We start from the raw sequence: 13,085 nt of genomic DNA on the forward strand, positions 1-13,085 counted from the left end.
ACATTTACTATGCCTGAACACGACTGACTGAACATCAGAGCACCGGCCTCCTGGAGGGGACATGCGGCTCGGTCTCGCACTCGGCTACTGGGGCCGCGGTCCCTCGGCGGACCACCTGCCGCTGGCGCGGGAGGCGGAGCGGCTCGGCTACGACTCCGTGTGGACCGCCGAGTCCTGGGGGTCCGACGCGTTCACCCCGCTCACCTGGATCGCCGCCCACACCTCCCGCATCCGGCTGGGCACCGCCGTCGCGCAGATGGCCGCCCGCTCCCCCACCACCACCGCCATGCACGCCCTGACGCTGGACCACCTCTCCGGCGGACGCGTGCTGCTGGGCCTCGGACTGTCGGGGCCGCAGGTCGTCGAGGGCTGGTACGGCCGCCCGTTCCCGAAGTCGCCGCTGACCGCGACCCGCGAGTACGTGGACGTCGTGCGCCAGGTCCTTGGGCGCGAGGCCCCCGTCGCACTCGACGGACGCTTCCACGGCCTGCCCTACCGCGGGCCGGACGGCACCGGCACCGGGAAGTCGCTGAAGCCGATCACGCACCCCCTGCGGGCCGGGCTGCCCGTGCTGCTGGGGGCCGAGGGGCCGAAGAACATCGCGCAGACGACCCGGATCGCGGACGGCTGGCTGCCGCTGTACTGGTCGCCGCTGCGGACCGAGGTCTACGAGTCCTCGCTCGCCGGGGCGCCCGACGGCTTCATGGTCGCCCCGATGGCCCGCGCCGCGGTCTGCGACGATGTCGCCGAGGGACTGCTGCCGGTCAAGGCGATGCTCGGCTTCTACATCGGCGGCATGGGGCACGCCGCCCGCAACTTCCACGCCGACCTGATGGCCCGCATGGGCTTCGCGGAGGAGGCCCGGCGCATCCAGGAGCTGTTCCTCGACGGGCGCCGCGAGGAGGCGGTACGGGCCGTGCCGGACGCCTTCGCCGACGAGATCTCACTCGTCGGACCGCGCGAACGCATCGCCGAACGGCTGGAGTTGTGGCGCAAGGGCCCGGTGACGGACCTGCTGCTGCTGTCGCCGGACCCGCACACGCTGCGGGTGCTGGCGGAGCTCAACTCCTGAGGCGGGCCGGGGCGCTCGTTCAGCCGCCGGACAGCTCGGACGTCGACGGCACCTTGTCCGTGACCTCGGCGCCCGCGCTCTTCCCGGCTTCCTTCACCTTGTTGATGACGTCGTCGAAGGAGCCGGCCGCCGCGTCCGCCGCGTCCCCCTTGCGCAGCTTGGCGGGCAGGTCCTTCAGCGCGTCGATGCCCGCGGTGAGGGGGGCGACGGCCTTGGCGAGCGTGGGATCGCCCTCGGCGTTCTTGCGGGCCGCCTTGAGCCGGTTGTACGTGAAGGCGCCGGCCAGCCCCGCCTTGATCAGGGCGGTCCTGCGGCCGTCCGCGCCCTTCTTGAACGTGCCGGCCCGCCAGGGCTTCACGATCCACTGGTAGGTGGCGCCCGCCGCGAGTCCCGCGTTCGCCACGAAGCGCGTCTTGGCGAACTTCTGCTGCTCCGCGGACCCGGTCGGGCTCGGGGTCGCCGAGGCGGTGGCCGTGTCGTCGTCCGAGCCGCCGCACCCGGTCGCGCCCACGAGCAGGGCGCAGGTGAGGGTGAGCGCGAGGAGCAGGCGGCGTACGGGTACGGGCTGCGGCACGGGGTCCTCCGGATTGAACTGCCTCCCGGGGCCCGGGAGTGCACGGCTCTTGTGGCAGCCTCACCCCGTCCCGACGACGGCGCCACCTGGGCGTATCCGTCCGGGTGCCGGGCCCGTCATCCTCCAGGTTTCAAACAGGGATTCGGGGCCATCAGAAAGTCATGTCCCCTCGATATCGCAACGGTTCCAACCAGGCGGGGACGGTCATCGCGATCGTCGCGGACATCATGGCCGTCATCCTCGGTCTCTGGATCCTGATGTATCTCCTGGACGCGAACCGCGCCAACGACCTGGTGCAGTTCGTACACGACGTGGCGGCCTGGCTGGCCGGCTGGTCACGTGACCTGTTCACCTTCGACGAGGCATGGGCCCGCGTGGTCGCGGGCTACGGTCTGGCAGCCGTCGTGTACCTGTTCATCGGGCACGCGATCGCCAACCGTATGCACCGGCACTGATTTACCCGGTCCGGTGACCGGAGGCCGGCTCGCGGACGGTTCACCGCCGTCCGCGAGCCGGCCTTCGCGCGTCCGGGGGCCCGGCTACGGGCAGCAGTCCGGGTCCAGGCCGACCGGGAGGCGTTCGCCGCCGAAGACGGCGCAGGTCGGCTCGTCGCCGCCGAGCGCGGCCACGGCGAGCAGCAGGGAGCCGGCCGTCCAGCTGGTCAGCTCCTCGGGCCAGACGGCGCCGTCCTCGAAGACGTAGCCCGTCCAGTACAGGCCGGTCTTCGGGTCGCGCAGGTGCTGGATGGACTGGAGGATCTCCAGGGCGCGGTCGGACTCCCCCACCACCCAGAGCGCCAGGGCGAGTTCGGCGGACTCGCCCCCGGTCACCCACGGGTTGGGGACGACGCAGCGGACGCCGTACCCGGGGACCACGAACCGGTCCCAGCCCTCCTCGATACGGGACTTGGCCTCGGCGCCGGTCAGCGCGCCGCCGAGCACCGGGTAGTACCAGTCCATCGAGTAGCGGCCCTTGTCGAGGAACCGCTCGGGGTGCCTGCGGATCGCGTGCCGCAGCGCGCCGACCGCCAACTCCCAGTCGGGCTGCGGTTCCTCGCGCTGCTCGGCGACGGCCAGCGCGCAGCGCAGGGCGTGGTGGATCGACGAACTCCCGGTCAGCAGGGCGTCGTCGACCGGGGTGCCGTCGTCCTCGCGCTTCCAGCCGATCTGCCCGCCGGGCTGCTGGAGGGCCAGTACGTACTCCACGGCCGCGTAGACCGCGGGCCACATCCGGTCCAGGAAGGTGTCGTCGCCGGTGGCCAGGTAGTGGTGCCAGACGCCGACGGCGATGTACGCGCAGAAGTTGGTCTCCCGGCCGCGGTCGGTGACGTCCTCGGCGTCCCCGTCGGCGTACGCCGCGAACCAGGAGCCGTCCTGGTTCTGGTGGCGGGCGAGCCACTCGTAGGCGCGCTCGGCGGCCTCGTGCTCGCCGGCCGCGTCGAGGGCCATCGCCGCCTCGGTGTGGTCCCACGGGTCAAGGTGGTGGCCGCGGAACCACGGGATGGCCCCGTCGGGGCGCTGCACCGCGAGGATCCCGCGCACCGTGGCGGCGGCCTCGTCCGCGGTGAGGACCCCGGGCAGGACGAGGTGCTCGGTCCTCGGCGTCGTCACGAAGCGTCCACCGCGGCGGCGTCGGCGGGCAGGTGGGGCTTGGTCGCGTACGCCACGAAGCTCTTGCCGATCAGCGGGTTGAGCGCCTGCTCGGCGACCCGCGTGGCCAGCGGCTTCTTCATGATGTCCCAGACCAGCAGCTTGTGGTACGCCCGCACGGGCAGCGCCTTGTCGTTGTCGACGCCGAACGCGCACTTGAGCCACCAGTACGGCGAGTGCAGGGCGTGGGCGTGGTGGGTGCCGTACGGCCGCAGGCCCGCACCGCGCATCTTGGCCAGCAGCTCGTCCGCCTTGTAGATGCGGATGTGGCCGCCCTCGACCTCGTGGTAGGCGTCGGACAGCGTCCAGCAGACCTTCTCGGGTCCGTAGCGCGGGACGGTGATCGCGATGCGGCCGCCGGGCTTGAGGACCCGGACCATCTCCGCGAGGACGCCCTTGTCGTCGGGGATGTGCTCCATGACCTCGGAGATGATCACGACGTCGAAGGACTCGTCGGGGAAGGGCAGCGCGAGGGCGTCGCCCTCCATGGCCGTGGCGGTGGCGCCGGCCGGGGCCTCGCCGGCCTCCTTCATCGCGGCGAACCACTTGGCGACCTCGCGGATCTCCTCGCCGTTCTGGTCCAGCGCGACGACCTGAGCGCCGCGCCGGTAGCACTCGAACGCGTGCCGGCCGGCCCCGCAGCCGAGGTCCAGGACGCGGTCGCCCGCGGCGAGCGGGAACCGGGAGAAGTCGACGGTCAGCACGTGGCCCTGCTTTCGCGTTCGAGGGTGTCAACGGGGGGCACGGAAGCCGCGCCCGGCGCTACGGCGGCCGGGACGGGATCCGCGGCGGCGAGGGGGCCCGGCGCCGCTCCGGCGGCGTCGGCGATCGCCCGGCGGTAGCGGGCCACGGTGCCCTCGGCGGCCCGGGCCCAGGTGAAGTGCCGCAGCACCCGCTCCCGGCCCGCGCGGCCGAGCCGGGCGCGCAGCGCTGGGTCGCCCAGCACGCGGTTCAGGGCGGCGGCGAGGGCGCCTGCGTCACCGGGCGGCACCGCGAGGCAGGTCTCGCCGTCGCGGCCCGCGACCTCGGGGATCGCGCCGCCGGTGGTGGCCACGAGCGGAGTGCCCGTCGCCATGGCCTCGGCCGCGGGCAGCGAGAACCCCTCGTACAGGGAGGGCACGCAGGCGACCTCCGCGGAGCGCACCAGGTCGACCAGCTCCGCGTCCGAGATGCCCTTGACGAACTCGACGCAGCCCTCCAGCCCGTACCGCTCGATGGCCTGGGCGACGGGGCCGTCCTCGGCGCGCCTGCCGACGACGACGAGGTGGGCGCCCGGGTGCTCGGCGCGCACCTTCGCGAGCGCCTCCACCAGGAAGACCAGGCCCTTGAGGGGGACGTCGGCGCTGGACGTCGTGACGATCCGTCCGGGCACCTGCGGCACCGAGGGATCGGGCGAGAAGAGGTCGGTGTCGGCGCCGATGTGGACGACGTGGATGCGGTTCTCGCGTACGCCGAGGTGGTCGACGATCTCCTGGCGCGAGGTGCCGGAGACGGTGAGCACGGACGGCAGGCGGCGCGCGACGCGCTTCTGCATGCGGGTGAAGGCGTACCAGCGGCGGACGGAGGCGCGCCGGCGCCAGCCCTCGGCGGCGTCCAGCTCCAGTCCGCGGTCCACGGTGATGGGGTGGTGGATGGTCGTCACCAGCGGGGCGCCGACGTCACCCAGCAGCCCGTACCCGAGGGTCTGGTTGTCGTGCACGACGTCGAAGTCGCCGCGGCGGGCGCGCAGATGGCGGCGGGCGCGCAGCGAGAAGGTCAGCGGCTCGGGGAAGCCGCCGGTCCACATGGTGCCGACCTCGAGGGCGTCGATCCAGTCCCGGTACTCGTCGCGCTTCGGGGTGCGAAAGGGGTCCGGCTGGCGGTACAGGTCGAGGCTGGGCAGCTCGGTGAGGGAGAGTCCGCGCAGGTCCTCGCCCTCGTCGAGCACGGGGTAGGGCTGCGAGCCGATGACCTCGACACGGTGGCCCAGCCGGGCGAGCTCGCGGGAGAGGTGCCGGACGTACACGCCCTGGCCGCCGCAGAACGGGTTCCCCTTGTACGTGAGGAGCGCGATGCGCAGGGCTCGGCCGCCGTCGGCGGCCGGGTCCTCCTGGGGACCCGCCTCCATGGCCTCAGCGGTCACTTACGGCCCCCTTCTCCCTGCACTGTCCCGCGAGATTACGCCGGGACGCTAATCTAGAACAAGTTTCAGACTTGATCGTTCAAGGAGCATTGAATCTACCGGCAGGTAGGGCCGGTGTGAGCGGTGGATCAGGTGATTCACGCCACGACGACGTGGCCCGGTCGACCGACTCGCGCAGGCAGCCGCCCTGTTCGGGCGGAGCCGAGAGCTTGGGGAATGTCCGGCGTCCTGCCATGCTGACTCCTCGCTCCCCCTCGCTGAATGTCATGGAACGGGACTTATGCCTGCGGAAGCCAAGGCGGAAGCCACCACCGCGCGGGATGCCGCGCGGTCCGCGAGCCCGCGCGCCGCCGCGCAACCGGCCTCGCCCCCGCTCACCGAACGGCAGGAGGCGCGCCGCCGGCGCATCCTGCACGCGAGCGCGCAGCTGGCCAGCCGGGGCGGCTTCGACGCGGTGCAGATGCGCGAGGTCGCGGAGTCCTCGCAGGTCGCGCTGGGCACGCTGTACCGCTACTTCCCGTCCAAGGTGCATCTGCTGGTCGCCACGATGCAGGATCAGCTGGAGCACATGCACGGCACCCTCCGCAAGAAGCCGCCGGCCGGGGACACCGCCGCGGAGCGGGTCGCGGAGACGCTGATGCGGGCCTTCCGGGCGCTCCAGCGGGAGCCGCATCTCGCGGACGCCATGGTCCGCGCGCTGACCTTCGCGGACCGCAGCGTCAGCCCGGAGGTGGACCAGGTCTCCCGCCAGACGACGGTGATCATCCTGGACGCGATGGGGCTGGACGACCCCACCCCCGAGCAGCTGTCCGCGGTCCGCGTCATCGAGCACACCTGGCACTCCGCCCTCATCACCTGGCTCTCGGGCCGCGCCTCGATCGCCCAGGTGAAGATCGACATCGAGACGGTCTGCCGGCTGATCGACCTGACGGAGGTCAGGGGGCCGCACTCGGGGTGACGTCGCTGCGGGGCGGGGTGTCGCACGTGGTGGGAAGGGCTCACTCCTCGGGCGGGAACACGGGTTCGCCCGAGGTCAGCAGCGTGATCGTGATGGCCTCGACCGGGCAGCTCTCGGCCGCCTCCAGGACGCGTTCGTCGGCGTCGGTGTCCGGGGCGGCGGGGTGGGACTGCCGTCCGGCGTCGAGGCGGAAGGCGTCCGCCGCGAGGTGGGTGCACTGGGCGGAGCCGATGCACACGGAGCGGTCGACCTCGACGTGCCAGCGGTCGCCCATCTACGCCTCCCAGCCGGCGGGCAGGTGGATCATCTTGTGCTCCAGGTACTCGCCGTAGCCCTCGGGGCCGAACTCCCGCCCCAGACCGGAGTTCTTGTAGCCGCCGAAGGGGCCGAGCATGTCGAGGCTGAAGGTGTTGACGGAGTAGGTGCCGGTACGCACCCGGCGGGCCACGTCGATCCCGTGCTCGACGTCGGCGGTCCAGACGCTGCCGCTGAGCCCGTAGTCCGAGTCGTTGGCGATCTTCACCGCCTCGCCCTCGTCGCCGTACGGGAGCAGGCAGATGACCGGCCCGAAGATCTCCTCACGGGCCACCCGCATGGAGTTGTCGACGTCGCCGAAGAGGGTGGGTTCCACGTACCAGCCGCGCTCCAGGCCCGGTGGACGGCCGCCGCCGGTGAGGATCTTGGCGCCTTCCTCCTGGCCGATGCGGATGTAGTCGAGGCTGCGCTGCTGCTGGCGCCTGGCGACCAGCGGGCCCACCTGGGTGGCCGGGTCGAGCGGGTCGCCGACGACCAGCGCCCCCGCGGCCGTCGCGAAGGCGTCCGCGAACTCGTCGTAGCGCGAGCGCGGTACGAGGATGCGGGTCTGGGCGACGCACGCCTGGCCGTTGTTCATCCAGGCCGCCGAGACGATCCCGGGGACGGTGGTGTCGAGGTCGGCGTCCGGCAGCACGACGGCCGCCGACTTGCCGCCCAACTCCAGCGTGACGCGCGTGAGATGGCGTGCCGCGACCTCCATGACGCGCCGGCCGGCGGCGACCGAGCCGGTGAAGGAGACCTTGTCGACGCCGGGGTGCCCGACCAGGTACTCGCTCACCTCGCGGTCCGCCGGGAGGATCGACAGGACCCCCTCGGGCAGGCCCGCCTCCCGCGCGATCTCGCCCAGCAGGTAGGCGTCCAGGGGGGATTCGGGTGACGGCTTCAGCACGACGGTGCAGCCGGTCAGCAGGGCGGGCGCGAGTTTCGCGGCGGCCACGAACTGGGGCACGTTCCACGGCGCGACGGCCGCGACGACGCCCACCGGCTCGCGCCGGACGAGGATCTTCCCGAGGACGCCGTCGCGCGTCTCCTCGTACGTGAAGTCCCGGGCGACGGTGATCGCCGCGTCCCAGACCATCATCGCGCCGAGTGCCTGGGCGAGGACGCTCCAGGAGTACGGGGAGCCGTTCTCGGAGGAGATGACGCGGGCGATCTCCTCGTGCCGCACGGCGATGCCGTCCTTGATGCGGGAGACCACCTCGATCCGCTCGTCGAGCGTCATGCGCGGCCAGGGCCCTTCGTCGAACGCGCGGCGCGCGGCGGCCACGGCCCGGTCGACGTCCCCCGCGCAGGCGTGCGGGACGCGCCCGATGACCTCCTCGGTGTGGGGCGAGACCACCTCGATGACGTCCTCGCCCAGGGGGTCCGTCAACTCCCCCCCGATGAACAGCTGTCCGTGTTCCACGAGCTCGGTCATGGCGACTGCCTCCCCGGAGGACGCTCTCTGACGAGTCATCAGATACGAGAACTGATACCAGTTCCGGTCCGCGGAGTCCACGGAACGCACGTGGCCGTGGGACTCCCGGGGCGAAAGCGGCGACGGGGCGGTCGACTTGGGCTCCCATTGGAACTGGTTCTAGTTATAGTGACGGGAACACGGCGATTGGTGGAAGCCCATGGCGCAGGTGACCGATCACGGCGGGGGCGTACGGTCGATCAGGGTGCCCATCCCGGACAACCCCCTCGGCCACACGCTGGTGTACGTCGTGGACACCGACCGCGGGCCCGTCCTGATCGACACGGGCTGGGACGACCCCGCCTCCCTCGACGTCCTGGCCGCCGGGCTCGCCGCCTGCGGCACCTCCGTCGCAGAGATCCACGGCGTGGTCGTCACCCACCACCACCCCGACCACCACGGTCTGTCCGGCGCCGTGCGCGAGGCGTCCGGCGCCTGGATCGCGATGCACGCGGCGGACACCTCGGTCGTCCGGCGGATGCGCGAGTACCGGCCCGAGCTGTGGTTCACGTACATGGCGGACAAGCTCGCGGCGGCGGGCGCGCCCGAGGAGCACGTGGCGCCGCTGCGCACCGCCCGCCCCCGGGCGCTGCCCGGCCTCTCCCCCGCGCTCCCCGACCGCGAGATCGTCCCCGGCGACCTGCTCGACCTCCCCGGACGCCGGCTGCGCGCGATCTGGACGCCCGGCCACACCCCGGGCCACGTCTGCCTGCACCTGGAGGAGGACCACCCGGCACGGCTCCCGGGCCGCGGACGCCTCTTCTCCGGCGACCACCTGCTGCCGGAGATCACCCCGCACATCGGACTGTACGAGGACCCGGACGACGCCACCGTCACCGATCCGCTCGGCGACTACCTCGACTCCCTGGAGCGGGTCGGCCGGCTCGGCCCCGCCGAGGTGCTCCCCGCCCACCAGTACGCCTTCACCGACGCCTCCGAGCGCGTACGGGCGCTGCTCGGCCACCACGAGGAGCGGCTCACCGGGCTCCTCGCGCTGCTCCGCGTCCCGCTCACCGCCTGGCAGCTGGCCGAGCGCATGGAGTGGAACCGCCCCTGGGACCGCATCCCGTACGCCTCCCGGAACATCGCGGTGTCGGAGGCCGAGGCCCACGTCCGGCGGCTGGTGAAACTGGGCCGGGCGGAGACGGTACCGGGGAGCGATCCCGTGACGTACGTGGCCGTCTGACCGCCGGGCGGGGACGGCCCGGCGGCGGTCAGCGCGTCCCGGCCGTCGCGTAGGCCAGGCCCCGGGCGTACGGCATGGCGCGTCCCTCCCCGTACGCCCGCTCGTAGGCCGTGTCGCCGATCTCGCCGCGGATCCGGGCCTCGTGGGCGCGGCGGGTCGCCCTGAGGTCGGGCGAGTCCATGTGGGCACGTCCGGTCAGCTCCCAGACCCGCGCGCCGACGCCGAGGAGGCGGGCCGCGCGTTCCCCGTCGCCGGCCGCGACGAGGGCGGCGGCCAGCGCGTCCAGGGACATGGCCGCGCCGACGGTGTTGTGCAGGCGGGCGTGCCCGGCGAGCGCGGTGCGGGCGTTGCGGACGGCCGCGTCGACGTCGCCGCGCGCCAGGTCGGTCTGGGCCAGGAAACAGTCCGCGAACGCCCCGGCCCAGCTCTCGCCGTGCGTCACCGAGGCGGCGCGCACCTCCTGGGCGACCGAGCGGGCGTCGTCGTAGCCGCCGCCCAGCAGATGGGCGAAGGACAGCGCGAGGCGGACCTGGAGCTGGGCGGCGCCGAGCCCGTCCGCCCGGACGGGGAGCCGGTCCGCCGCGGAGAGCACCTCGACCGCCTCGCGGAGCCGACCGCTCAGGGCGAGTTGCCCGCCGGTCACATAGGCGGCGGCGACCACGGCCACCGGGTCACCCTCTTCCCGGGCCAGGTCCGCGCACCGCGCCGCCCAGCCGGCCGCCTCCTCAAGGTCGCCCTGGAGGAGGGCCACGGCGCCGCGGGTCCACAGGGCGCGGACGCGGACGGGGCCGGCGGCGGGGTGGCCGGCGGCCCGGTCGGCGGCGAGCGCCTGGTCCAGGCAGTGCTGGGCGTCGCGCAGATGGCCGCAGTGGCGCCAGAGGAAGCCGACGTCGGCGGCCATCTCCAGGGTCCGGCCGTCGGGTTCGGCGAGCGCGCAGTCCAGGGCGGTGCGCAGGTCGGCGTGCTCGTCGAGGACGCGCTCGCACCACGGGACCTGGCGTCCGGTGTTCCACTCGGCGCAGCCGCGGCGGGCCAGCGCCCGGTAGTGGTCGCGGTGCCGCCGCCGTACCGCGGGCTCCTCGCCGAGCGCGCGGAGCCAGTCGGCGCCGAACTCCCGGACGGTGTCCAGGAGCCGGAAGCGGGCCGGGTCGGTGCGGTGGCGCACCACGATGGACTGCTCGACGAGCCGGTCCAGCAGCGCGCCGACCCGTCCCGCGGGCAGCGGTCCGCCCGCGCACACGTCCTCGGCGGCCGTCGCGCGGAAGCCGCCCGCGAAGACCGAGAGCCGGGCCCACAGCAACCGCTCCTGGGGCGCGCACAGTTCGTGGCTCCAGCCGATGGCCGTGCGCAGCGTCCGGTGGCGCGGCGGGCCCGCGTCCCCGGTCGGGGTGGACAGGTCCAGCCGGGAGGGCGGGCGGCGTTCGACGAGCCGGCCGTGCAGTTCCTCGACGGAGAGGTCGGCGAGGCGGGCGGCGGCCAGTTCGATGGCGAGGGGGATGCCGTCGAGGCGGCGGCAGACGGCGGTGGCGGCGGCGCGGCTGAGGTCGTCCAGGACGAAGGCGGGGTCGGCCGCGGCCGCGCGGTCGGCGAAGAGTTCCACGGCGTCGTCCTTCACCGGCAGCGGCTCCAGGCGCAGCACCCGCTCGCCGGGCAGGCCGAGGGGTTCGCGGCTGGTGACGAGGACGCGCAGTCCGGGCAGGGCGGACAGCAGGGTCCCGGCGAGGGCGGCGCAGTCCGCGAGGACGTGCTCGCAGGAGTCCAGGACGAGCAACAGCCGTTTGTCACGGGCCCATTGCGCGAGCACGTCGGTGACCGGTGCCGTCGACCGGTCGGCGAGGCGCAGCGCCTCCACCACGGCGAGGCCGACCAGTCCCGCGGTGTGCAGCGGGGACAGCTCGACCAGCCAGACGCCGTCCGGGTACGCGTCCGGGGCGGCGCGGCCCGCGGCCCGCAGGGCGAGCCGGGTCTTGCCCACCCCGCCGGTCCCGACGACGCTCACCAGCCGTCCGGCGTCCACTCCGGGGTCCAACGCCCGGTCGAGCCACTGGAGTTCGGCACGCCTGCCGACGAAGCTGCGGGTCTCGGGCGGGAGGTTGCCCGGTCGGTCACCGTTCGATGGCTGGGACACACGGCACAGTGTGACGAGAGCAGTCCCACACCGCGCACGGCTCACCGAACTCGGACACAAAGCCCTGATGTGCCGCCACTTCCCGGCACATTCCGAAGAGATGCGATCAACCCCCTGTTGGTCGGAGGGTGACGGGCGATAGTCGGAGATCGTCGGAGGATGACCGCGAGGGAGCAGGGGCAATGGATGACCGCCAGGGACGCGGGCCGCACGGACGCACGTGAGAGGAGCCCGCGCCTGCCGGCCGCGCCGCTGGCCGTCTGCCTGCTGATCGCGGTCCCCGACCTGCTCTTCGACCAGGTCCCCTCCCTGATCACGATGCTGCTCATCGCCCCGCTGACGGCCTGCGTCCGGCTCGGACCGCGGTCCACCCTGCTGGTCTGCTGCTGCTCGGCGGCCCTGGGACTGGTCATGGGCCTCGCCGAGGAGGTGCCGCCCCTGGAGCTGACCGTGCGCTGGAGCGGACTCGTGCTCGGCTGCGCCCTGACCGTGTACGCGGCCCGGCAGCGCGAACTCCTGGACCGGATGCTGGTCCAGGCCCGCGAGGTGGCCCGGGTCACCCAGGAGGCGATCCTGCGGCCCATCTCGAAGAACCTGGACGGGACGCAGGTCTGCACCCGCTACCACTGCGCCGCCCTGGAGTCGACGGTCGGCGGGGACCTGTACGACGTCGCGATGACGCGGTACGGACTGCGGGTCCTCGTCGGTGACGTGCGCGGGCACGGCCTGGACGCCCTCAGGCTGACGGCCGACACCATCACCGGATTCCGTGAACTCGCTTACACCGCACCGGACCTGACGGTGCTGGCGGAGGGCCTCGACGCCCGGCTCGCCCCGGAACTGGGCCCCGAGGACTTCGTCACCGCGGTGTTCGCCGAGTTCGCGCCCGGCGAGGTGCGGCTGGTCAACTGCGGCCATCCGGCGCCGCTGCGCTCCGGCGACCGCGTCGAGCTGCTCGAATCCGGGGTGCCCAGCACGCCGTTGGGGCTGGCGCCCGAGACGCGTCAGTACCGCGTACGGCTCCAGCCCGGCGACCGGCTCCTCCTCTACACCGACGGCCTGACCGAGGCCCGCGACCCGGACGGCAACGCCTTCCCGCTGCTCGGCGAGGCCGCGCTCGCCCTGCGCGAGCCCCTGCCCGACGACGCCCTGCACGCGCTCTACACCCGGCTGACCACGCACACCGGGGGTGCGCCCGACGACGACCTCGCCCTGGTCCTGTGCCAACCGCTGGAGTCGACGGTCCCCGCACGCACGCCCTGACCCGGCGCGCGCCGTGCCGCGCGTCCCGGCGTCAGGCCACCGGGGTCCGGTTCGCCGCGTCCGCCTCCGGCCGGAACCGGGCGGTCTCCCCGTCGTCGCCGTCGGCCGCGACCTTCCGGGCCGCCCGTGCCGGCCCCGCCCACGGGGTCCGCACGGGCGGCCCACGGGCGCCTGGCTACGGGCCGGTAGAGTGAGCGCGTCGTCATCACACCCGTACGGGGGGAAGCCGGTGCAATTCCGGCGCTGACCCGCAACCGTGAACCGTCCGCCGGACGGTGAGCCGGATCGCCTCGCGCGGGACGTGACCGGCTCGCGCCATCGGCAGCCCGCCGCTGGCCGGCACCGTCGAGGGATACGGGGCC

At 73.5% G+C, this 13,085-nt stretch carries 12 protein-coding genes and 1 riboswitch; of the genes, 5 read left to right on the forward strand and 7 right to left on the reverse strand.

Translation table 11 applies throughout. The features are described 5' to 3' along the window. Positions 1-61 precede the first annotated feature (61 nt). Complete coding sequence (locus tag ACFYQQ_RS05405; RefSeq protein WP_355784184.1) at positions 62-1,072, forward strand: LLM class F420-dependent oxidoreductase; 1,011 nt, start codon at positions 62-64, stop codon at positions 1,070-1,072. 19 nt (positions 1,073-1,091) lie between these two features. Here ACFYQQ_RS05405 and ACFYQQ_RS05410 read toward each other — a convergent pair whose 3' ends face one another. Further along, on the reverse strand, positions 1,092-1,646 hold the full coding sequence (locus ACFYQQ_RS05410) for a hypothetical protein (RefSeq protein ID WP_355784181.1): 555 nt from the start codon (positions 1,644-1,646) through the stop codon (positions 1,092-1,094). A gap of 161 nt (positions 1,647-1,807) precedes the next feature. Between ACFYQQ_RS05410 and ACFYQQ_RS05415 the strand changes: the two genes are divergently transcribed. Continuing rightward, complete coding sequence (locus ACFYQQ_RS05415) at positions 1,808-2,101, forward strand: hypothetical protein (protein WP_355784178.1); 294 nt, start codon at positions 1,808-1,810, stop codon at positions 2,099-2,101. A gap of 84 nt (positions 2,102-2,185) precedes the next feature. Here the strand turns inward: ACFYQQ_RS05415 and ACFYQQ_RS05420 are convergent, their stop codons facing one another. The 3 genes from ACFYQQ_RS05420 to ACFYQQ_RS05430 are packed head-to-tail and all read right to left on the reverse strand — an operon-like array spanning position 2,186 to position 5,417. Further along, the gene (locus tag ACFYQQ_RS05420; protein WP_355782045.1) at positions 2,186-3,256 is read right to left on the reverse strand and encodes a prenyltransferase; all 1,071 of its coding nucleotides are present in this window, start codon (positions 3,254-3,256) and stop codon (positions 2,186-2,188) included. Beyond that, complete coding sequence (locus ACFYQQ_RS05425; protein ID WP_355782042.1) at positions 3,253-3,999, reverse strand: methyltransferase domain-containing protein; 747 nt, start codon at positions 3,997-3,999, stop codon at positions 3,253-3,255. The genes ACFYQQ_RS05420 and ACFYQQ_RS05425 overlap by 4 nt, the downstream gene beginning before the upstream one ends. Then, complete coding sequence (locus ACFYQQ_RS05430) at positions 3,993-5,417, reverse strand: glycosyltransferase family 4 protein (RefSeq protein ID WP_388903574.1); 1,425 nt, start codon at positions 5,415-5,417, stop codon at positions 3,993-3,995. Before ACFYQQ_RS05430 ends, ACFYQQ_RS05425 begins: the two co-directional genes overlap by 7 nt. 280 nt (positions 5,418-5,697) lie before the next feature. Between ACFYQQ_RS05430 and ACFYQQ_RS05435 the strand changes: the two genes are divergently transcribed. Continuing rightward, positions 5,698-6,375, forward strand: a complete 678-nt coding sequence (locus ACFYQQ_RS05435) for a TetR family transcriptional regulator (RefSeq protein ID WP_355788503.1) — start codon at positions 5,698-5,700, stop codon at positions 6,373-6,375. Positions 6,376-6,415: 40 nt separating this feature from the next. On the opposite strand, the gene ACFYQQ_RS05440 is transcribed toward ACFYQQ_RS05435, so the two are convergent. Both ACFYQQ_RS05440 and ACFYQQ_RS05445 read right to left on the reverse strand, forming a co-directional pair. Continuing rightward, positions 6,416-6,649 carry a ferredoxin gene (locus tag ACFYQQ_RS05440; protein WP_355788506.1) on the reverse strand — a complete coding sequence of 78 codons (234 nt, stop codon included), beginning with the start codon at positions 6,647-6,649 and terminating at the stop codon, positions 6,416-6,418. Beyond that, complete coding sequence (locus ACFYQQ_RS05445) at positions 6,650-8,107, reverse strand: aldehyde dehydrogenase (RefSeq protein ID WP_355788509.1); 1,458 nt, start codon at positions 8,105-8,107, stop codon at positions 6,650-6,652. A 199-nt stretch (positions 8,108-8,306) separates the two neighbouring features. Here ACFYQQ_RS05445 and ACFYQQ_RS05450 point away from each other — a divergent pair, with 199 nt between their 5' ends. Further along, complete coding sequence (locus ACFYQQ_RS05450) at positions 8,307-9,332, forward strand: MBL fold metallo-hydrolase (RefSeq protein WP_355788512.1); 1,026 nt, start codon at positions 8,307-8,309, stop codon at positions 9,330-9,332. A 28-nt stretch (positions 9,333-9,360) separates the two neighbouring features. Here ACFYQQ_RS05450 and ACFYQQ_RS05455 read toward each other — a convergent pair whose 3' ends face one another. Further along, positions 9,361-11,460, reverse strand: coding sequence for an ATP-binding protein (locus tag ACFYQQ_RS05455; protein ID WP_388903579.1), 2,100 nt, complete (start codon positions 11,458-11,460; stop codon positions 9,361-9,363). A 186-nt stretch (positions 11,461-11,646) separates the two neighbouring features. On the opposite strand from ACFYQQ_RS05455, the gene ACFYQQ_RS05460 reads away from it, so the two are divergent. Next, positions 11,647-12,723 carry a PP2C family protein-serine/threonine phosphatase gene (locus ACFYQQ_RS05460; protein ID WP_355793996.1) on the forward strand — a complete coding sequence of 359 codons (1,077 nt, stop codon included), beginning with the start codon at positions 11,647-11,649 and terminating at the stop codon, positions 12,721-12,723. 178 nt (positions 12,724-12,901) lie between these two features. Further along, a riboswitch (cobalamin riboswitch) is annotated at positions 12,902-13,035 on the forward strand. Positions 13,036-13,085 lie beyond the last annotated feature (50 nt).

Source organism: Streptomyces sp. NPDC005496, from assembly GCF_042872045.1.
In the GTDB taxonomy this organism is placed as follows: domain Bacteria; phylum Actinomycetota; class Actinomycetes; order Streptomycetales; family Streptomycetaceae; genus Streptomyces.